Below are 19,172 nucleotides of genomic sequence, written 5' to 3' on the forward strand. Positions count from 1 at the left end.
GTGATGAACTTCATGAACCAGTACATCAACCAGCGCCCTCAGCCGCTGTGACCTGCCGGTTCCACCACTCGGCCAAGCCATCTGGGAGACAACTGGGAGAAGCCACAGCCATCTCCCACACCGTCTCCCGCACGAAGCCCTCGAAGCGCTCCTGCAATGCATCCATCATCCGCCGCTCCATCGCGGTTGTCACGTTCGCGTACAAGCCCTCGACACCGGCAACCTCGTGACCCATCCGGGTCTCCACCGCGATCCGTGAGTGCACCCCGCCCGCCTCGTCGATCCACTCCTTGTGTCCGTGCCGCAGCAGATACAGCCGCTTCCCCTTGTAGCTCGTCGCCGGGAGCTCGGGGACAGGGCGACGCGACGCGACCGTCTGCTTCTGCCCGAGCCGCACCCGCTCGAACCCCTCCGAGGCGGGCCGGCCGTCCGCGATCGGCCGCCAGTAGTGATAGGTGAAGTTCGCGTTCGCCAGCAGCCCACCCGAGATCGACCGGAACACGAATTCGCCGTCATGGCTCTCGAGGAGCAGCTCCAGTAGCTCCGCAAGGAACGACGGCAGCACGAGGGTGCGCCGCGACTCGTACTTCGGGGGGAACAGCTTCAGCGCGCCGTCCTGGCGCTGGTGCTGCCACTGCACGCGGACCGCGGGCATCAGGTCGGGCCCGTACCTCTCGAGGTCTTCCGCGTGTCGCTCCTCCCGGTCCTCCTCAGCCGGATCGTCCAGCGGGTCGGAGGCCGGCCAGGTCGGGTGGGAGTAGGGGCGGCGCAGGGCGTACAGCTCGGCGGGCCGCATGCCGGTGCAGGCCATCGTCCACACGAACACGAACCCGTCCAGCCCCCAGAAGGAGAGCGCGTTGCACGCCAGCTGGTGGACGTCCTCGATGCGCATCTCGCGCTTCCGCTCGCGCGGCTTCTTCTTGTACCGGCCGCGGCGCTGCTTCTTCCCCTTCGGTACGGGGGAGGTCTTACGCAGCTCGTCGTCGACGATGTCGTCCATCAGCATGGAGAAGACGGTGAGGATCTCCTCCCCGTACTTCTCGCCCACATTGGGCAGGGCTTTGAGCTGCTTCTTCCAGGCCCGGTAGGTGGACGGCTGGATGTCACCGACCGCGGTCTCTCCCCAGCGGGGCAGGATGTATAGCCGCAGCATGGACCGGATCGCCTTGTCCCGCAGGTGCCCGACGTCGAGGGTGTCGACCCAGGTTTCGGCGTACTCGGCGACGGTGACAGAGCCGTCGCGGCGGGAGATGTAGGCGTCGTTGCGGATCTCGGCTTCACGGTCCAGGCCGTAGTTCTTGGCCTCGGTCTCGTCGGTGAAGCCGCCCTTCTGGTCATAGATCCACTTGTCGCGGTCGTCTTTCTTGCGTGTGTTCCAGACGACTCGACAGGTGTTGCCGCGCCACTCGACGTAGGCCATGTGCTGCCCCTTGGGTCCAGTTGCGGGTGGCCGGCTGGCACCCCTGCCGCCGGCCCCACCGCTGCGGCTGCGCTACTGGTGCTGGCCGATGACGCATGACCGGCAAGCGGCGCAGTCGCCTCCTTGACGCCTGATCAGGTCTTGGACGATGCGTCGTGCTTGTGCATCGTGTTCGACCTGGGGCGTCGCAACACACACGATCTTCCCAGCTATTCGACCATGGAACGCGTAGAAGTCCGGCCCCAGGTCGACAGTGATCATCTCGTGCATGGGCTCCCCCTTTCGGGTGAGAGGGAACCTCCCAAGTGCAATTAGATGCTGCCATGCTGACGCGCTGTTGTGACCAGGCTTTCTCTACATCAGCGTAGTCCTGTGGGTAACGAAACGATAAACGAGAAAGGTTGTACGTCGAAATTGATCATTTGCGATCAATACCGCGCTTCTCCCACCGTTCCAGCACTTCGCTGACCACGCGCCGCTTCAGTTCGCGGATCTCTGCCGCCGTCAACGTGTCGCTGATCGCCACCGCGGCGTCCTGCACGACCGCCCCGACGTCTTCAGCGAGATCCTCGGGGCACACCGGGGAGACTGCGGCTTGCTCCACCGCCCCCTCGAGGAGGGTCGCCTGTGTGGCTCCCGCCAGGATGTCGAAGCAACTGCCGCTGGCCCAGCCGAGGATGGGCTCGATCCGCGTGTATGTCGTAGAACGCACGGATTCCGCTTCTTCGACCTTGCTGTAGGTATTCACCTGCATGCCCGCGGCGCGCGCTACGTCCACCTTGTGCATGTTGAGTTCGGAGCGCCGTCTGATTACTAGCGCTGCGAGCCTCTGAAGTGCTGCTTTGTCATGTCGGGGTGCCATGGCTCACATCATCGCAGGAGCGCGTAGGAACAGCCAGGAACACCCTTGCTTATGTCCGGAACGTCTACGTGATTGCTCGCTGCAACCGTGCGGCTACGCGCGAGAATCTACGAGCATACGCATGTTACTGCGTGGTACTGGTAGCGGAGACTCGTAGAAACACGTAGATTCTCTGCATGGAAAGACCCCCAGCCACCTACCAGGTGCACGGTCCGTCCCTGCGTAAGCAGCGCATGAGCCAGGGCCTCACCGTCCAGGAAGCCGCCGACAAGGCCGGCATCTCCCGCAGCTACCTCCAACGGCTGGAAACAGGCATCCGGGAGCGGATGGGGCCCAAGCGCTACACGCGGCTCCGCACAGCCCTCGACGCGACAGACGACCAGATCTGTCCGACCGACATACCCCCCGAAAGAAGGTGATCATGTCCACCCCCACCGACACCGAGACCATGATGCGCCGCGACGGCTACCTGCCGCCGGACGAAGCCGCCCGAGACCTCGGCTGCGGCAAGCGCTGGCTCCTCGACGGACTCAACAAGCACGGCTTCCCCCACACCCGCATGGGCCGGGCGAAGTGGCTCAGCCCCGAGGACCGCGAAGAGATCCGCAAGCTGTGCCGCATCCCCGCCGAGCCCGCGAAGATCTCCCGCCTGCGCCGCTCCATGGCCAAGGCCAAGACGCCGGCCCGCGCCGCCGCCTGACGGCAAAGAGGCCGCCCCGTGCAGCCGGGACGACCTCGAACGATCCCCATCCAGAGCACGCAACGAAGGGACCGCAACGTCCATGATCTCATCCCAGCCCGAGACCTCAAAGGTCTCGCTGTGCAAGCACAGTTTCCCGTGCCAGCCGCCGCACGGATCGATCTTCCGGCCCGGCCCGTGTGACTGCGGCCTGACCTACGCCCAGCACGAGGCCGAACTCCTCCGCCAGGAAGAGGCCCTGATCGTCGGCACCTCGCACGACGGCGAGTGCCCCGACTGCGGTCACACCCGCCGCCTGTTCCGGTTCCAGCCGCCCGCCCAGCCCTGGCACGAGCCCGACTACGAGCTGCCCGTCACGTTCCTGTGCATCGACTGCTTCAACACCGCCGCCGACGCCCACAACGAGACCATCAACGCCCTCTTCGAGGAGGCGGCCCGATGAGCGAGTACCCCGAGATCGCGGCCCGCTTCGCCCGCCACACGATGACCGTCCTGCACGACGACGGCTTCTACCGGCACCTGCGGTTCGAGGGCACGGCGGACTCGCCGTTCGGCCGCTACCCGTTCGAGCTGATCACGTGGCCGTACAACCTCGTCGTCAAGGCGGGGTGGACGTTCCACTTCGACATCGACGCCACCCCGGACATGTTCGACCTGTTCCGGCGCACCGCCCTCACCGGGCAGATCAACCCCGGCTACTGGGGCGAGAAGGTCCGCGCCGGCCGCGACGAGATCGAGGGCTTCGACCCGGAGCTGCTGAAGGCGGAGATCGCGTCGACGCTCGCGCAGTGGATGCGGGACGACCTCGCCGACCGGGTCTGGCAGCAGGCGAAGGAGCGGGGCTTCGACCCCGAGGAGATCGACGCGAAGCCCAGTCTCCGCAAGTGGCTGTCCCGCCAGATCCGCCCGGAGTGGATGGCCGCTAACCGGCAACTCCGGGAGGCCGTCCACGAGCACTTCTTCAGCGACATGGCCGGCTACAACATCGAGTTCGAGTCCGAGGCCCACCAGGCGCTGGCCGACTTCTCGTACCGACCCGAGGGCTACGGCGGACCGTACCCGTACTACTTCGCAGACTGGCACGAGTGGCGGCTGAAGGACTTCACGCCGGGCTTCCTGCACTGCTGCCACGCGATCCGCCACGGCATCGACCTGCACGACGCCGCCCGGAAGGCGGTGGCCGCGTGAACGCCGAGACCTTCAACCGCCTGTACCCGGTCGGTACTCCGGTGTTCGCCTACCCGGGCTGCCGCCCGGAGGACGACCCGAAGGACACCCGTCTGGTGACCCGCACCCGCAGTGAGGCATCCGTCTTCGGTGGCGTCGCGGTCGTGATGGTCGACGGCTACGAGCGCATCAACCTCACCCACGTGGACGTCGTGTCCGAGGGCGAGTGGGAGGCGGCACGGGCCGCCGAGACCGCCGCGCCCGCCCTGTCTGCCCCGGTCGGCGACCAGCCCCAGCCGCTCGACGACCAGCGGCTCGCGGAGATCACGGCCCGCGTCGCTGCCACCAGTCGGGGGCCGTGGACGTTGGCCTACGAGTCCTGTGGCTGCTGCGAGGACGACTGCGGACACGGCCTCTACGTGTCCCGACTCGACACCGGCGCCGGACCCGCTACCGAGCTTCGCGACCTGCCGAACTCCGAGTGGGAGCTGATGGCCCACGCCCGGGAGGACGTCCCCACCCTGCTGGCGGAGGTCCAGCGCCTCAAGGCGGAGCGGCACACCACGAACGAGGCCCTGTCCGAAGCGGCGGAAGCACTGCGCGAGATGCGGGACCGGCTCGCCGAGCTGGAGGCCGCTACTGGGGAGGACGACCCCAACGACCGCCGCCGCCGCATCTACATCGACGGCAACGGCGAGGCGTGGCTCTCCCTCAGCAGCGACCGCGAGATCAGGTACATCGGCAAGCTCGCCGGAGCCTTCGATGGCGATGACACCACCGACTCCGTCCGCGAGCGCACCGGTTCCTTGCGGGAGATCGGCAGGTGCTGGTGATGACCGCCGAGATGCGGGCCCTGGTTGCCCGGCAGCGCGTGGACGCCGCCGTCGACCGCCTCCGCCGGCTCCTCGCCCCCGCCGACGACACCACCAACCCCCAGCCCAACCCGACCGCCGAGGAGGCGTCGTGAAGCTCGCCGACATCTACCGGAAGGCTGCCCAGGTCATCGCAGCGAACGGCCACTACAAGGGCGCCTACTGGGGGCGGCCCGAAACCGGAGTCGGTATCGAGCTGGCCGCATCCGAGTGCCCGGTGTGCACGGTCGGAGCCCTGTCCGTCGCCACCACAGGATCCCCGGTGCCGACGGTCGACGAGGTCGACCCGATCATCGTGGACTTCGCCAGCCGAATGTTCGGGCCGGTCAACGAGGCGGCAGCCGTGGTCCGCATCGCTGAGTGGAACGACGCCGAGGAACGCACCGCCGCCGACGTCATCGACCTCTTCGAACGCTTCGCCCGCGAGGTGGCCTGACATGGCGACCGCTGCCGAGCCCCGCCCGCTCGCCGACTTAGAGCAGGACGCCATCGCCCGCGTCGAAGCCGAGTTCGCCCGCCGCGCCCGAGGCGTCAAGCCGTGGACGTTCACCGAACTCGTCGACCGCATCGAGCAGGTCCACGTCCGCTACAACCACCGCCGCCACTGGCTCCGCACCCACGAGCAGGAGACGCCGTGAACACCTATCTCCACGACGGCACGACCTTCGGCCTCGACATCGCCTACCTCGACGTGACCGGCGTCGAATGGCGCTGGACCGGCAGCTACAACGAGGCGGGCGAGCCGCTGATGGGATCCCCGGACGAGTACGCCTTCCTGGCCCCGCCGTTCTACTCCCTCCCGGACTTGTACGCCACGCACGGGCCGCTCATCCCCACTCCCCGCCGCGCGACCGCCGCCCTCTACCGGCACGTCCTTCAGCAGCCGGTGGCGTCGTGACCATCCCGGCGGTGGTCATCGCCGCCGGGGCCCTCTTCCTTCTCCGATTCGGAGAGCCCATCTCCGCCCGCATCCGAGCCCGCCAGGAGCAGCAGTGAGCTTCACCGAGAGCCTCAGCGACCTGATACCCGCCCTGAAGGGCACCGGCCGGCGCCGCGCCGTCGACAAGCTCGCCGAGGTGCGGGACGACCTGGCGAAGGCCCTGACCTTCCTGCACGAGGCCGGTGACGAGATCGCCCTCCTGCACAACGACGTCACCGACGCCCACAGGAAGCAGGCCGAGGCGGAGGAGATCGTCGTCCAGCAGCTGGCCAACCTCGACGACCTGCACGCCGAGAACGACCAGCTGCATGCCGAGCTCGCCGCACTCAAGGCCCGGTTCGCCGTCGAGCTCGCCGCCGAAGCCAATGCGACCGCGATCGACGTGCCGCCGATGGTGCGTCCGGTCGACGGCCCCGAAGACGAGGCAACCGCCCCCATCGACGTGCGGCCCCTGTGGGCGGCCCGCGACGCCGGACTCCTCGGCCCCGTCACCGACCGCGGCAACGACGACACCCAGCCGCTCCCGGCCGCCTGAAACCCGCCGCCCCGCCGGAAGACACCGGCCGGCGAGGGCGGCGCCCAAGAAGAACCCCCGAGCGAAGCGACCGCCCGGGGATCCGACACCGGCATCCCATGGAGGGATCCCGTGACCACGAAGACAGCCGCCGAGCGAATCGCTGCACTGCGCGACGAGTACGCCCGGCTCGGCGAAAACGTCGACCACCTGTCCGACCTCGACCTGCTCAACCAGTACGCCGAGCGCGCCGAACGGGACCGCATCGACACCAACGACCGGTACATGCGGCTGCTCACCGAGCAGCGCAAGTACGGAGAGCGGGTGCGAGAGGCCACGAACCAGGCGCTGCGCGAGCGCATCGACATCGTCGCGACGCAGGCTGTCGAACGACAGATCCGGGAGGCCGGCCGCCTCGTCGACGCCTTGGACATGGTTCCGTCGCAGCCCAAGCCGGAGCACATCGCCCGGCTGCGGGAGGTCGCGTCCAGCGTCAAGCACATGCTGAAGCTGCTGGAGGAGGACCGCGGCGACTGGCGCCTCGACAACCACTACAACCTTGTCCAGCGTGGACGCTCGGTCGTCGGCGTCCTCCGTGACAAGCCGGGAGTGTCCGCCGACGACGTGATCCGGCTCGTCGATGAAGCACTGGCCGGGGACGGCAACCTGCGCGATCTGTTCACTGTCGCCCACGCCACCCCGATCAAGAGGCAGCAGCCCGCATTCGTGGGCGGCGACTGGGCGGAGATGGGCGGCGGCAGCTACTACATCCACGAGCCCAGCGGCTCCCGATCTCGTGTCCTCGCCTACCCGGTCGACGGCACCTGGTGGCTGGACCTACAGGGCCCGACCGGCGCACTCATCGCGGCCGGCGAGGTCGACGAGGACGAGGTGACCTCGACCGCCACCGCACTGATCGGGCAGGCGTCGGAACTGGCCGCGAGCGGGCTGCGCCCCTGGCAGTGCTGGCAGAAGGCGTCTCGAAGCCCCGCCGAGCAGGCGGCCTGACCTCTCAACGCACGAACCCCCGCCCGGAGGCGCCGGGCGGGAGTCCACCACCAGCATCCCACGGAGACCGAAATGGACCAGCTCAACCTGTTCCCCCTGTCCGCCCTGAAGACCGAGGGCTACGCCCAGCCCGAGCCCCGCTGGGGCGACACCGACGACACGGCCGTCGAGACCGAGGTCGAGCAGCAGGCCGAGGCCGCCTGATGAAGATCCGCATCGACCAGAAGCTGTTCGCGGAGGCGGCCAAGCGTGCTCACCGCCGCCTCCCCAACAACCCGCTGCAGCCCCTCCTCGGAGGACTCCTGCTGGAGACCGACGGCGACTCGGTGACCCTGTCCGGGTTCGACTACGAGACCAGCACCCGAGCCGCACTCGCCGCCGACGTCCTGGAGACCGGCCACGTCCTCGTGTCGGGCCGACTGCTCGCCGACGTCACCGCAGCCATGCCGGCCGGGCCCGTGGACGTGGTCGCCGACGACCAGGAGCTGACGCTGACCGCGCCGGGCACCACGTTCACGCTGCCGACCATGGACCGCCGCGACTACCCGGCCCTGCCGGAGGCACCCGCCGCGGCGGGCACCGTGGACGGCGACCTGCTGGCCGCAGCCGTGGTGCACGCCGCCCAGGCGTCCATGCCCGACAAGGAAGCGGCGGGCAGCCTGGAAGGCTTCCGGGGCGTGCACGTTGCCGCCGACGGCGACCACCTGACCGTGTCCGCCTCGGACCGGTACCGGATCGTGCGGCACCGGCTCCCGTGGACCCCGGACGGCGACGCCTCCGGTGACCTGCTGGTGCCCGCCGCCCACCTGGCCGCCACCTGCAAGCAACTGGCCGGCGGCCCGGTCCGGGTGTCCTTCACCAGCGACATCACCGTCGCCGCACTGGCCAACGACACGTTGACCGTGACCAGCCGCACCGTCGCCACCCCGTTCCCCAGCATCGACGGTTTCTTCCCCAACCCTGCGGCAGCCTCGGGCTGGATGCGGGCCGACGCCGCAGAGCTGCTGGGGGCCGTGAAGCGGGCCGCTCTGGTCAACGACAAGGAAGAGCAGGCGATCACCCTCTCCTTCGACCGTGACCAGGTGACGGTGGCGGGCGGCGTCGGGGGATCGAAGGGCGCATCCCGGGTGGACGCCGAGATCACCGACCTGGACGGGTTCTCGGCCGGCTACCGGCCCGGCTTCCTGTCCTCCCTGCTCACCCCGATCGACGGCCAAGTGCAGGTCTGGTTCACCACCCCCAGCAAGCCGGTGTTGATCCATCCCGTCGACGGCAGCGGGGCCGCCACCGACACCTACCGGGCCGTGTGCATGCCCGTCCGCCTCACGTAGCCCACACCTCCCATACCGACCGCTGGCGCCTCGCGCTGCGGCATCCGAAGGGCCGCCGCCCCGCGGCACCCCCCCCGCCCGGGGCGGCGGCCCACCACCTCGCACACCCGAAAGCAGAGGACATGAGCACCGAAACCACCGCAAAACCCACCGGGCCGCTCGGCTGCCGGAGCTGCGGCAACACCGATGGCCCGTTCGACCCCAACACTGGCCACTGCGAGGACTGCACCCCCGCGGCCGAGCTGCGCAGCGCCCTGGAGGACGGCGGCCACCTCGACGGCAACGCCCTCCGCCTCATGAACAACTACGCGGCCACCGTCCTGAACGACGCGGCCACCACGCTCCGCACGCTTCCCGGCTGCGAGTCCGCCGCCAGCATCGTCGACAACCTCGCCCGTAGGCGGACCCAGTGACCGCCGCCGTCGAGGTCGAGGCGCCGGCCGAGGTCGAGCCCGGCCTGTACGACATCGACGCCGAGCTGTACCACAGCGACCCGATCCCCGGCGGCAGCCTCTCCTCCACCGGAGCGAAGAAGCTCGCCAGCAGCTGCCCGGCCAAGTTCAAGTACTGGCTCGACAACCCCGAGCCGGCCACGAAGGCACTCGACCTCGGCACCGCCGCCCACCGCCTGGTCCTCGACGACGGCCCCGAGTTGGTCCTCGTCGACGCGGAGAAGTGGAACACCAACGCCATCAAGGCCGAGGTCGCCGCCATACGCGCCGCCGGTGACATCTCGCTCAAGCGGCACGAGCTCGAGCAGGTCCACGCCATGGCCGCCGCCCTGCGCGAGCACGAGGAAGCCGCCCGCCTGCTGGAGCCCGGCAGCGGGGTCGCCGAACAGTCCGCGTTCTGGGAGGACAACGGCGTCTGGCGGCGGGCCCGCTTCGACTGGCTCCGCGACGACGGCCAGATCGTCGACTACAAGACCGCCCGCTCCTGCCGCCGCGAAGACCTCGAGAAGTCCTTCCACGAGCACGGCTACGCACAGCAGCAGGAGTGGTACGTCGACGCCGGCATCGCCCTCGACGTGGCCGACCCGGACAAGCCGTTCCAGTTCGTGCTGCAGGAGAAGGACCCGCCCTACCTCGTGGTCGTCACCACCTGCGACCCGATGGCCCGCGGCATCGGCCGCCACCTCAACGAGGTCGCCCTCAACACCTACGCCATCTGCCGCGAACGCGACGAATGGCCCAGCTACCCGCCCAACCCGATGACCGCTCTCCCCTCGTGGGTCGAGCGCCAGTACGCCTAGGAGAACCACATGTCCCAGCTCGGTCAGCCGGTCCGCGCCGGCCGCCAGAACCAGCCGTCGCAGACCAACGAGTACGACGACAGCCCGTTCACCTTCCGGCCTGCCACCCGCGACCGCGTCAAGGCCCGCATGTCCATCCAGGGCGTCGCCGGCTCCGGCAAGACGTGGACCGCCCTCAACATCGCGCACGGCCTCAACGGAGGCGAGCGGTTCGCGATCATCGACACCGAACGCGAATCCGCCAGCCTCTACCTCGGCGTCAACGGCATCCAGTTCGACTCCTGCCCGATGCACCGCTACGACCCGCGAGACCTCGTCAAAGCCCTCGCCCAGGCCGCCAAGGCCGGATACGGCACGGTCGTCGTCGACTCCCTCTCCCACTTCTGGAAGGGCACCGACGGCACCCTCGACCAGGTCGAGAAGGCCAAGGCCAAGTACGGCGGCAACAGCTTCGCCGGCTGGAAGGACGGCACGCCGATCCAGAACGAGATGATCGACGCTCTCCTGTCGTACCCCGGCCACGTCATCGCCACCATGCGCTCCCACACCGAGTGGGTGCTGCAGGAGAACGACCGCGGACGCAAGGAGCCCGTCGCCGTCGGCATGCGCGCCGAGCAGCGCAAGGGCGTCGAGTACGAGTTCGGCGTCGTCGCCGAGATGGACGTCAACAACCGGCTGCGATTCCTCAAGTCCCGCTGCCCTGCCTTCCACCAGCAGGTGCTGGAGAAGCCCGACGGGATCCGCGACATCGCCAAGCCGTTCCTCGACTGGCTGAACGACGGCACCGAGACCGTCGACCCGGCCACCTACATCGACGACGCGCAGTCGGACACCGCGACCGCCGACAGCCTGCTGGCCCTGTACCGCGAGGTCGAGTCGCGCGGCCTACTCGCTTCGCCGTTCATGCACCCGGAGACCGGTCAGCCGACCAGCCTCGGCGCCTACATCAAGGAGCGCGGCATCGCGCTCAAGAACGCCCAGCAGTAGCCCGCACACGCGTCGGGGTGGCCGCACCCGTAATGCGGCCACCCCGGCACCACCCAGCACACCACAGCCTGAAGGAGCCAGCCATGGCCCGCAAGCTCACCCCCGCCGAACGCCTCGCCAACGCCGAGAAGGATCTCCTCCTCGAGGAGATAGCCGACCAGTCCACCTGGGACCAGCACATCGTCGAGCAGGCCGTCTTCCACTTCGGCCAGCGGCACGACGAATGGTCCTGCAACGACCTCCGCGACGTCCTGCCCGAACTCGGCCACGGCTACCTCGGCGCCGCCATCAACAGCCTCCGCACCGCCGGGATTATCGCCCACACCGGCCGGACGGTGCCGTCCACCCAGGCCAACACCCACGCCCACCGCATCGCCGTCTGGGAGCTCACCGCCAAGGGCCGCCGCATAGCCGCCCAGCGTGCCGCCCGCGCGCAAGAGCGGAGGGCCGCGTGACCACCGCCGCCCTGTTCCTCGCCTGCCTGGTCGCCATGACCGGCATCGCCGCCGTCGTGTTCGCCCTCATCACCCGCCCGGCCCGCACCCCCGGGAGGCGGCCGTGAGCCCGATCGTCGACTGGTACCTCAACCAGCTCGCCGCTTACGGCCTGGCCCGCGTCATCGCCGCCGAAGCCGCTGCCTGCGTCGCCGCCTGGTGCGGCCTCGGCGCTGTCCTCCACGCCGCCGAACAACGACGCGTCCGGCAAGGGCTGCACCACCTCGAGCAGCACGCCAACCACACCCGGAAGGAGACACCGTGACCACCGCCGCCAAGCCGCTCCCGCCCCACGGAACCTACGCCCGCGGTAACGGCAGCCCCGGCCGACGACCCCCGTGCCCCTGCCCGCCCTGCCGCGAAGCGAAGCTGAAGACCCGCAAACGCCTCAACGTCGCCCGCCAACTCGGCCGGGCAGCCCGCGTCGACGCAACCCCCGCCCTCGAACACCTCCGCAAGCTCCGCGTCACCATGTCCTGGAGCCAGATCCAGGCCGCAACCGGATGCGACGACCGCGGCTTGCAACTCCTCATCAGCGGCCAGCGCACCGAAATCAACCGCACCACCCAAGACAAGATCCTCGCCGTCGCGCCGGGCGCAGAACCCAGCCCCGGCATGTACATCGACGCCACCGGGCCGCGGCGCCGTCTCCAAGCCCTGTCCATGCTCGGCTACTCCGGCCGCCACATCGCGATCCTGCTTGCCACCTCAGAAAAACGCGTCCACACCATCGCGAACGGCAGTCAGCCGAGCGTCCGATACGGGCTCGTGCGCCGCATCAACGACCTGTACGACCAGCTGTCCCAGACGCCCGCACCTGCCGGCCGGTCCCGGACACGCGTGATCCGTCACGCCCTCGACAACCGTTGGGCGCCCCCCAGTGCATGGGACGACGACACCATCGACGACCCGACGGCCGTCCCCGACTGGACCGGGTACTGCGGCACCGATCGCGGCTGGTGGCTCCACCGCCTCGAGAAGATCCCCGCCTGCCCGGCCTGCGAGACCGCCCACACCCAGTGGAAGGCCGAGCGCGCCCACCTCACCCACAACGAACGCTGGGCCGAACTCGGCAAAGCCCGCACCCAGGCGCGCACCCGGGAAGCAGACCTCGCCGCCGACGCCCGCGAACTCCTCGCCTACGACGTCGGCATCGACCAGGCCGCCGAACGCCTCGGCGTCACCCGCCAGCACCTCCAGCAAGCCATGCTCCGCCACCCGGCGGCCGAGGCGGTCGCCGCATGAGCCGCTACGCGTGGATGACCTCCGCCCTGTGCGCCCAGGTCGACCCCGACGAGTGGATCGACAATCTCGCCGGTGGTGGCAGCCACACCGCCCGACGCATCTGCCAGCGCTGCCCCGTCACCGCCGCTTGTGCCGCGCACGCTGTCGCGCTCGAGCAGCACGACGGCGGCGCGATCCGCGGCATCTGGGGCGGCACCAGCCAGAACCAGCGACGCAAGCAGAAGCAACTCGGGGAGGCCGCGTGACCGAGCAGCAGCCCACCCCCGCACCGCCAGCCAAGCCCGGCACCTGCGACACCGGCCGCCCCCTCTGCGGCAAACCCGCCCGGCTCTACGCCGCCGGCTGGCGATGCGACCAGCACACACCCCGCAGCTTGATCCACAACACCAGCCAGTAACCCGCACGACAAAGGGCCCCGCAACCGCGGGGCCCGGAGGGAAACCGAGAGGGGGCGGGATGTCAGAGAGCGCCTGCGCTGAGGACTTCATGCAGAGTCGGGTCCTTCCGCTCGAGCACGTCGGCGAACTCCTTGTCCTCGAGCAGGGACTTGAGCCGGCGGACGACGTCGTCGTGGAAGGGGCGCACCTCGGCATCGAGGGCGGCCTGCTTCCAGCGGTCCATGGAGATGAGCATGGCCTGCGGCTTCTCCCGGCGGGTGAGCGCAACGGGGGTGCCGAGCAGGCGCACCTCGGCGATGACCTCGGTCATGTTCGCGCGGACGTCGGAGACGCCCATCTGTCGAATCCCGGACTCACTCATGAGACCAGGATACACACAAGCCCTGTTGTAATCCCCGTCGCGTTGTACAATTCATTCAAGCGCGAAGCCTCGCACCAAGAGGCCCACTCGCCCCCATGAGGGCTGTCCCAAACCAGCTGATCGACCCAGAGACACCCCTCTCGAGAGAAGGCATCAAGTGAGGATCCGGCACACCAGGCTGACGAGGGACTTCCTGCAAGTCCCCAACGCCACCGTGCGAGACGACCGCCTCAGCCACATGGCCCGCGGCATCCTCGTCGAACTCCTCAGCCGGCCCGACGGCTGGGAGGTGACCGCCGACGACATGTGGCGCGCGTCGGTCGCCAAGCACGGCAAGAACAGTCCCGGCCGGCGAGCCTTCCGGGCCGCCTTCGCCGAGCTCAAGGAGTACGGCTACCTCACTGCGAGTCGAGAGCTCCTTGAGGGCGGCAGGTACGGCACCGTCCTCACCCTCACGAACGTTTCCGCAGCTCAGACCGACGCGCCACAAGGTGGTACGTCGGCGCGACCTGGGACAACGGGCATTCCCGCAGGTGGGACCGACGTACCACACGCTGGTACGTCGGAGGATGCCACCGACGTGCCACACGCTGGTACGTCGGAGCGACCTGCGGAAACAGGCGAAAACGCAGGTGGGACCGACGTGCCACCCACTGGCACCCCGGACTCACCTGCGGAAACGGGCATCCGCCCAGCTCACTCCGACGTGCCACACGGTGGTACGTCTCTTAAAGAACACGGTGAGAACACGGGGAAGAAGACATCTTCTATCGCCGTCGTCGCACCGCTTCGCGAGATCACCGCCGAGCAGAAGCTCGAGTTCGGCCGCTTCTGGCACAACCACCCGAAGAGCAAGGACTACGACAAGACCCTCGAGGTCTGGACTGAAGCAGTCCTCTCCGGAGTCGATCCGAAGAAGATCAGCGAAGCCGCCCTTGCCTATGCGCGCGAAGTAGTTGGCCAGGACTACCAGTACGTCAAGCGGTCCGCCAACTGGGTCCGTGACCGCCGCTACGAGGACAAACACGCGCCGCAGCAGGAGTCCGATCCCCAGCCCGGCCGGCCCCAGCTCCGTGCCGTCTCTGGCGGCTATCAGCCGCACAACAACCCGCAGAACGACTCCGACTACGACCAGGGATGGAACTGACCATGCAGTGGACCCCGCCCATCAACCCGAAGCGCTTCCACCTCGAGAAGCTGCTCGCCGTCCGCGGTATCAGCCTCGACTGGCTGAACTCCGGTGACGCCGACCCGCACAGCCCGGCGAACGTCGCCCGCTACTCGATCGCCAGGGCGGCGGAGATCATCCCGTTCCACTACCGCGACGCGATCGCCGACAGTCCCGAAGTCCTCGCCTGGGTGGCGGAGCTCGCCGCCGAGGCCCGCGAGGCGCAGGCCGCCCGGTCCGCCCCGGTCGCCGCCATCACCCACGGGCGCTCCCTGCTGATGCTCGGCCCTACGGGGACCGGCAAGACCCACCAGGCTTACGGCGCGATCCGGGAGCTCGCCCTCACCGGCATCGCCGCCCGCTGGGTCGTCACCACCGCCGCCGACATGTACGCGGCCCTGCGCCCCCGTCACGGCATCGACTCGGAGGCTGAGTTCTGCCGCTACCGGGACGCCTCGATCCTGCTGATCGACGATCTGGGTGCGGAGCGGAAGCCGACCGAGTTCACCGAAGAGGTCAACTTCCGGCTCATCAACTGGCGGTACGAGCACCACCTGCCGACGCTGATCACCTCGAACTTGGTGCCGAAGGAGATCAGCGCCCGTCTCGGTGACCGCGTGACGAGCCGACTGATCGAGATGTGCGAGCGCGTCGTCTTCAAGGGTCCGGACCGCCGCCGGGGTGAAGCCGCGTGAGTAACGTCAGCCTTTGCTCCGGCGTCGGTGCTCTCGATCGCGCTGTTGAACGGCTCACCGGCACCGAGACCGTCGTGTACGCCGAGAAGGACCCCTACGCCGCCCAGGTGATGGCCGGCCTGCTGCCCGGGGTGGAGAACCTCGGCGGTATCGACCTCGTCGACTTGCACTCGGTGGCCGCCCGCTACCCGAACGTCCGGAAGCTGATCGCCGGTTGGCCGTGCCAGGGCATCAGCAACAACGGCCACCGCCTCGGCCTCGAGGACCCCCGCTCGGGCCTGTGGCGGAACGTGGCCGCCGCGATCCAGGCGATAGATCCGGACGAGGTGTTCCTGGAGAACGTGGCCGCGCTGAAACGCCGGGGCCTGGACGTGGTCGCCGACCATCTGAATCGGTTGGGCCGCGACTTGTACTGGACGATCACGCACGCCTCTTCGGCGGGTGCCCCGCACGGACGGCCCCGCTGGTTCGGGTACGCCGTGCCGGGCGCTGGCGTCACGGTCGAGGTTCCGGCGCCCGCTCCGACGGTGGAGCCCGTGGCCCGGCTGCTGCCCACTCCGAAGGCGTCCGACGGCCCGAACGGCGGGCCGAACCAGCGGGACGGCGCGGGGAACTACTACCTGCCCGGAATCGCCGTGAGGTTGGACGACCAGTGGCGGGCGCCCGAGCTGGGCCACGACTACGCCCCCGCCATTCGCCGCTGGGAGCGCGTTCTGGGCCGGCCCGCGCCCGCGCCGACGGCGCCGGACGCGCGAGGCAACCTCCGCCTGTCGGCTGCCTTCACCGAGTGGGTGATGGGCCTCGATGAGGGGCTGATCACCAGTCACGTCGACATGCCGCGTCCGCAGCAGATCAAGCGGGCTGGCAACAGCGTCGTCACCCTCCAGGCCGTCGCGGCCTATGAGGCGCTGCGCGAGGCCGCCACCACCGTCCCTGCCCGAACCCTGGAGATCGCAGCGTGACCACCGAGACCGAGATGTGGGCGCCCGACGAGACCATCGCCGCGCCTGCCCTCCCCGACCGGCCGCGAGACGTCGAAGCCGAGCGCGTCCTCGTCGCGACCGCCATGCAGCAGCCGAACGTCGTCGACGAGCTCGGGGCTGAGGGCTTCGACCCCGCGGACATCACCACCGACGCCTACCGGTGGACCTGGTGGGCCGTTGAGGAGCTGCAGACCCAGTTCAAGGCCGGCGAACTGAGGCACCTCGCCGTGCACCGGCTCCTCGAGACCTGGCATGCCGAGGGCCGCATGGCCACCCGCGTGCCCCCGGTCGAGCACCTCCTCGACCTGTACCAGCAGGCCCACCCCGGCGCCGCCGCCTGGTACGCCCGCCGGATCACGAAGAAGGCCGTCGCCGCCCGCGTGGTGGCGCTCGGCTACGACGCGGTCCTGAAGGGCTCCTCGCCCGCGTTCGACGAGGACACCGACGTTGCCGCGATCCAGGCCGACCTCGACGGTGTGGTCCGCGCTCCCGACGACGCCGACATGGCCCCGATCGGGGACCTGCTCCTCGACAGCCTGGAGCGGGCCACCACCCCGCCCACGAACGAGCAGCGCATTCCGACTGGGTTCATGGACCTGGATGCGCTGCTGTGTGGCGGTTGGGCTCCCGGCCAGTTGGTCGTCATCGGCGCCCGGCCGGCGATGGGTAAGTCGACGGTTGCCGCCGACTTCGCGCGTGGCGCCGCCATCAAGAACAAGATCCCCACCCTGTTCGAGTCGCTCGAGATGGGCAAGGACGAACTGTCCGATCGGATCTTGTGCGCCGAAGCCCGCATCCCGCTCCACCACTTGAAGCAGGGCATCGTCTCCGACGTCGACATGGCGCGTGCTGCCCGGCACGCCCCTGACATTGCCGCCGCACCGCTGTGGATCAATGACGGGGCGCTGCTGTCTCTGCCGATGCTGCGCGGCCGGATCCGCAACCTCGTCCGCACCCAAGGCTTGCGGCTCGTCATCGTCGACTACCTGCAGCTCATGCAGGCGCCGAAGGCCGAGTCCCGGCAACAGGCCGTCGCGGAGATCTCCCGCAACCTCAAGCTCATCGCCAAGGACTTCGGGATCACCGTCATCGTGCTCTGCCAGCTCAACCGTGGGCCGGAGCAGCGGCAGGAAAAGAAGCCGATGGTGTCCGACCTGCGGGAGTCCGGCGCGATCGAACAGGACGCCGACATCGTCATCCTGCTGCACCGGGAGGACGCCTACGAGAAGGAATCCCCTCGAGCCGGCGAGGCCGACCTGATCGTCGGCAAGCACCGCGGGGGACCGACCGCGACGATCACCGTTGCCGCGCAACTCCACTTCGCCCGCATGATCGACATGGCAGGGACGTGAGATGAACCAGCCCAGCCCTGAGGACATCGCGGCGATGCGTGCCGACGGCAGCCTCCGCGACTACTTCAAGTACCTCACCAGCCAGGCGCCCCGTCCGGACGCCAAGCCCGCCAAGCCGGCCCTCGCCGCGGTCCCCGACCCCGGCTACCGCATCGCCCACGTCGGCGGCTGGCCCCTCGGCACCGCCGCCTCCGGCCCGACCCCGCCGCCGGGCGTGTGCACGTGCGCCAAGTGCGGCGGCAACCCCGGCAACCAGACCAGCCACCGGCCCCAGGAAGGAACCGCCGCATGATCGTCGACCTGTTCGCCGGCCCTGGCGGTCTCGACCACGGCGCCGCCCTCCGTGGTGTTCCGTCGGTCGGCATCGAGTGGGACGCCAACGCGGTCGCCACCCGCGTGGCCGCAGGGCTGGCCACCGTGCACGGCGACGTCCGCCGGTACGGCCCGGCCGACTTCCCCGACGCCACGGTGCTCGCCGGTGGTCCGCCGTGCCAGACGTGGACGGTGGCCGGCGCCGGTGCGGGGCGTGCCGCCCTCGCCGACGTCCTCGACGCGGTGAAGCGCATGGGTGCCCGCGAGACGGTCGACCCGGCCGTGCTCGGTGACGAGCGCACCGGTCTGGTTCTCGAGCCGCTGCGTTGGGTGCTCGAGGCCGCGGACGCCGGCCAGCCTTACGGGGCGATCGTTCTCGAGCAGGTGCAGCAGGTGCAGCAGGTGCAGCAGGTGTGGGACGCCTGCGCCGAAGTCCTGCGCGCCGAGGGCTACTCGGTGGCGACCGGTGTCCTGCGCACCGAGCAGTACGGGTTGCCGCAGACGCGCCGTCGGGCGGTGCTCGTGGCGCGCCTGGGCGGGCCTGTGGCGCTCCCGGAGCCGTCGAGGCGCCCCTACCGCCGGGGGATCGCCCAGGACGCGGGAGACGGCCGCCTGGCGCCGTGGGTGTCGATGGGGGAGGCCCTCCCGGACCGCGGCCCGTTCACCGTGGTCTCCAACTACGGCACCGGCGGCGACCCGAAGAACCGCGGCAGGCGGACGAGCGGAGAGCCGGCGTTCACCGTGACCGGGAAGATCTCCCGACTGCGGCTCGTCGACCCCGACGGCCGTGAACTCCCGCGGCTCAGCCACTCCGAGGCCGGCCGGCTGCAGGGCTTCCCCGCCGACTGGCCGTGGTCCGGCGGCGACATCAGCCAGCAGATCGGGAACGCCTGCCCGTCGCCGCTCGCCGCCGCGCTCATCGAAGCCGCCGTTCGTCCGGCGCTGGAGGTGGCCGCGTGACCGCCGACGCCTACCTGGTGATCCTCTGCGACGGCTCCGACTGTCCGGCGCCTGAGGGGCACTGGCCGGTTCGCTTCGAGCCGCACACCCACCGGGAGTTGCGCCGGCTGCTGAAGAAGCACCGCGGCTGGCGGCGCAACTCCCGGTGGGT

Annotated in this window: 29 protein-coding genes; 26 read left to right on the plus strand and 3 right to left on the minus strand. The window is 69.5% G+C overall.

What is annotated here, in order from left to right; all coding sequences use genetic code 11:
- Positions 1 to 25: 25 nt before the first annotated feature.
- Positions 26 to 1,420: a hypothetical protein gene (locus tag AOK18_RS06965; RefSeq protein ID WP_055693735.1), complete on the minus strand. Its 1,395-nt coding sequence runs from the start codon at positions 1,418 to 1,420 to the stop codon at positions 26 to 28.
- A gap of 418 nt (positions 1,421 to 1,838) precedes the next feature.
- A complete protein-coding gene (locus tag AOK18_RS06970; RefSeq protein ID WP_055693736.1) occupies positions 1,839 to 2,207 on the minus strand; it encodes a hypothetical protein in 369 nt (122 codons plus the stop codon).
- A gap of 251 nt (positions 2,208 to 2,458) precedes the next feature.
- Between AOK18_RS06970 and AOK18_RS06975 the strand changes: the two genes are divergently transcribed.
- The 20 genes from AOK18_RS06975 to AOK18_RS32915 all read left to right on the plus strand — a co-directional run bounded on the left by AOK18_RS06975 (position 2,459) and on the right by AOK18_RS32915 (position 13,037).
- A complete protein-coding gene (locus AOK18_RS06975) occupies positions 2,459 to 2,701 on the plus strand; it encodes a helix-turn-helix domain-containing protein (protein ID WP_079104875.1) in 243 nt (80 codons plus the stop codon).
- Positions 2,702 to 2,703: 2 nt separating this feature from the next.
- Entirely contained in the window at positions 2,704 to 2,982 is a 279-nt protein-coding gene (locus AOK18_RS06980) for a hypothetical protein (RefSeq protein ID WP_055693738.1), read from the plus strand.
- Positions 2,983 to 3,064: 82 nt separating this feature from the next.
- Positions 3,065 to 3,424, plus strand: coding sequence for a hypothetical protein (locus AOK18_RS06985; protein WP_055693739.1), 360 nt, complete (start codon positions 3,065 to 3,067; stop codon positions 3,422 to 3,424).
- Positions 3,421 to 4,170, plus strand: a complete 750-nt coding sequence (locus AOK18_RS06990) for a hypothetical protein (protein WP_055693740.1) — start codon at positions 3,421 to 3,423, stop codon at positions 4,168 to 4,170. The genes AOK18_RS06985 and AOK18_RS06990 overlap by 4 nt, the downstream gene beginning before the upstream one ends.
- Positions 4,167 to 4,982: a hypothetical protein gene (locus AOK18_RS06995; RefSeq protein WP_055693741.1), complete on the plus strand. Its 816-nt coding sequence runs from the start codon at positions 4,167 to 4,169 to the stop codon at positions 4,980 to 4,982. The genes AOK18_RS06990 and AOK18_RS06995 overlap by 4 nt, the downstream gene beginning before the upstream one ends.
- Positions 4,982 to 5,116 (plus strand): hypothetical protein, encoded by a 135-nt coding sequence (locus tag AOK18_RS35100; protein ID WP_276205342.1) that lies wholly within the window; start codon positions 4,982 to 4,984, stop codon positions 5,114 to 5,116. The genes AOK18_RS06995 and AOK18_RS35100 overlap by 1 nt, the downstream gene beginning before the upstream one ends.
- Entirely contained in the window at positions 5,113 to 5,457 is a 345-nt protein-coding gene (locus AOK18_RS07000) for a DUF6197 family protein (protein ID WP_055693742.1), read from the plus strand. The genes AOK18_RS35100 and AOK18_RS07000 overlap by 4 nt, the downstream gene beginning before the upstream one ends.
- Position 5,458: 1 nt before the next feature.
- Positions 5,459 to 5,659 carry a hypothetical protein gene (locus tag AOK18_RS07005; protein WP_055693743.1) on the plus strand — a complete coding sequence of 67 codons (201 nt, stop codon included), beginning with the start codon at positions 5,459 to 5,461 and terminating at the stop codon, positions 5,657 to 5,659.
- Positions 5,656 to 5,919 carry a phiSA1p31-related protein gene (locus AOK18_RS07010; protein ID WP_055693744.1) on the plus strand — a complete coding sequence of 88 codons (264 nt, stop codon included), beginning with the start codon at positions 5,656 to 5,658 and terminating at the stop codon, positions 5,917 to 5,919. The genes AOK18_RS07005 and AOK18_RS07010 overlap by 4 nt, the downstream gene beginning before the upstream one ends.
- Positions 5,920 to 6,013: 94 nt before the next feature.
- The gene (locus tag AOK18_RS07015; protein ID WP_055693745.1) at positions 6,014 to 6,496 is read left to right on the plus strand and encodes a hypothetical protein; all 483 of its coding nucleotides are present in this window, start codon (positions 6,014 to 6,016) and stop codon (positions 6,494 to 6,496) included.
- A 111-nt stretch (positions 6,497 to 6,607) separates the two neighbouring features.
- A complete protein-coding gene (locus tag AOK18_RS07020) occupies positions 6,608 to 7,483 on the plus strand; it encodes a hypothetical protein (RefSeq protein ID WP_055693746.1) in 876 nt (291 codons plus the stop codon).
- 72 nt (positions 7,484 to 7,555) lie between these two features.
- Positions 7,556 to 7,687 carry a hypothetical protein gene (locus AOK18_RS35105; protein ID WP_276205343.1) on the plus strand — a complete coding sequence of 44 codons (132 nt, stop codon included), beginning with the start codon at positions 7,556 to 7,558 and terminating at the stop codon, positions 7,685 to 7,687.
- Positions 7,687 to 8,814: a DNA polymerase III subunit beta gene (locus AOK18_RS07025; protein WP_055693747.1), complete on the plus strand. Its 1,128-nt coding sequence runs from the start codon at positions 7,687 to 7,689 to the stop codon at positions 8,812 to 8,814. The genes AOK18_RS35105 and AOK18_RS07025 overlap by 1 nt, the downstream gene beginning before the upstream one ends.
- A 122-nt stretch (positions 8,815 to 8,936) precedes the next feature.
- A complete protein-coding gene (locus AOK18_RS07030; protein WP_055693748.1) occupies positions 8,937 to 9,227 on the plus strand; it encodes a hypothetical protein in 291 nt (96 codons plus the stop codon).
- Positions 9,224 to 10,066 carry a PD-(D/E)XK nuclease-like domain-containing protein gene (locus AOK18_RS07035; protein ID WP_055693749.1) on the plus strand — a complete coding sequence of 281 codons (843 nt, stop codon included), beginning with the start codon at positions 9,224 to 9,226 and terminating at the stop codon, positions 10,064 to 10,066. Before AOK18_RS07030 ends, AOK18_RS07035 begins: the two co-directional genes overlap by 4 nt.
- Positions 10,067 to 10,075: 9 nt before the next feature.
- Positions 10,076 to 11,053, plus strand: a complete 978-nt coding sequence (locus AOK18_RS07040; RefSeq protein ID WP_055693750.1) for an ATP-binding protein — start codon at positions 10,076 to 10,078, stop codon at positions 11,051 to 11,053.
- 83 nt (positions 11,054 to 11,136) lie between these two features.
- Positions 11,137 to 11,508, plus strand: a complete 372-nt coding sequence (locus tag AOK18_RS07045; protein WP_055693751.1) for a hypothetical protein — start codon at positions 11,137 to 11,139, stop codon at positions 11,506 to 11,508.
- Between the two features lie 103 nt (positions 11,509 to 11,611).
- Entirely contained in the window at positions 11,612 to 11,812 is a 201-nt protein-coding gene (locus AOK18_RS07050) for a hypothetical protein (protein WP_055693752.1), read from the plus strand.
- Positions 11,809 to 12,792 (plus strand): hypothetical protein, encoded by a 984-nt coding sequence (locus AOK18_RS32910; RefSeq protein WP_055693753.1) that lies wholly within the window; start codon positions 11,809 to 11,811, stop codon positions 12,790 to 12,792. Before AOK18_RS07050 ends, AOK18_RS32910 begins: the two co-directional genes overlap by 4 nt.
- Positions 12,789 to 13,037, plus strand: coding sequence for a WhiB family transcriptional regulator (locus tag AOK18_RS32915; RefSeq protein ID WP_055693754.1), 249 nt, complete (start codon positions 12,789 to 12,791; stop codon positions 13,035 to 13,037). The genes AOK18_RS32910 and AOK18_RS32915 overlap by 4 nt, the downstream gene beginning before the upstream one ends.
- 214 nt (positions 13,038 to 13,251) lie before the next feature.
- Here AOK18_RS32915 and AOK18_RS07065 read toward each other — a convergent pair whose 3' ends face one another.
- Positions 13,252 to 13,551, minus strand: coding sequence for a type II toxin-antitoxin system Phd/YefM family antitoxin (locus AOK18_RS07065; protein WP_107100336.1), 300 nt, complete (start codon positions 13,549 to 13,551; stop codon positions 13,252 to 13,254).
- A gap of 706 nt (positions 13,552 to 14,257) precedes the next feature.
- On the opposite strand from AOK18_RS07065, the gene AOK18_RS07075 reads away from it, so the two are divergent.
- Genes AOK18_RS07075 through AOK18_RS35110 form a run of 6 tightly spaced genes read left to right on the plus strand, consistent with a single transcriptional unit; the run spans position 14,258 to position 19,021 of the window.
- Complete coding sequence (locus tag AOK18_RS07075) at positions 14,258 to 14,698, plus strand: hypothetical protein (RefSeq protein ID WP_055693757.1); 441 nt, start codon at positions 14,258 to 14,260, stop codon at positions 14,696 to 14,698.
- A 2-nt stretch (positions 14,699 to 14,700) separates the two neighbouring features.
- Positions 14,701 to 15,414, plus strand: coding sequence for an ATP-binding protein (locus AOK18_RS07080; RefSeq protein WP_055693758.1), 714 nt, complete (start codon positions 14,701 to 14,703; stop codon positions 15,412 to 15,414).
- Positions 15,411 to 16,376 carry a DNA cytosine methyltransferase gene (locus AOK18_RS07085; RefSeq protein ID WP_079104876.1) on the plus strand — a complete coding sequence of 322 codons (966 nt, stop codon included), beginning with the start codon at positions 15,411 to 15,413 and terminating at the stop codon, positions 16,374 to 16,376. The genes AOK18_RS07080 and AOK18_RS07085 overlap by 4 nt, the downstream gene beginning before the upstream one ends.
- A complete protein-coding gene (locus AOK18_RS07090) occupies positions 16,373 to 17,749 on the plus strand; it encodes a replicative DNA helicase (protein WP_055693760.1) in 1,377 nt (458 codons plus the stop codon). Before AOK18_RS07085 ends, AOK18_RS07090 begins: the two co-directional genes overlap by 4 nt.
- 1 nt (position 17,750) lies before the next feature.
- Positions 17,751 to 18,041, plus strand: coding sequence for a hypothetical protein (locus AOK18_RS07095; RefSeq protein ID WP_055693761.1), 291 nt, complete (start codon positions 17,751 to 17,753; stop codon positions 18,039 to 18,041).
- Positions 18,038 to 19,021, plus strand: coding sequence for a DNA cytosine methyltransferase (locus tag AOK18_RS35110; RefSeq protein ID WP_055693762.1), 984 nt, complete (start codon positions 18,038 to 18,040; stop codon positions 19,019 to 19,021). The genes AOK18_RS07095 and AOK18_RS35110 overlap by 4 nt, the downstream gene beginning before the upstream one ends.
- Positions 19,022 to 19,172 lie beyond the last annotated feature (151 nt).

It is taken from the genome of Streptomyces prasinopilosus (assembly GCF_001419695.1).
GTDB lineage: Bacteria > Actinomycetota > Actinomycetes > Streptomycetales > Streptomycetaceae > Streptomyces > Streptomyces prasinopilosus.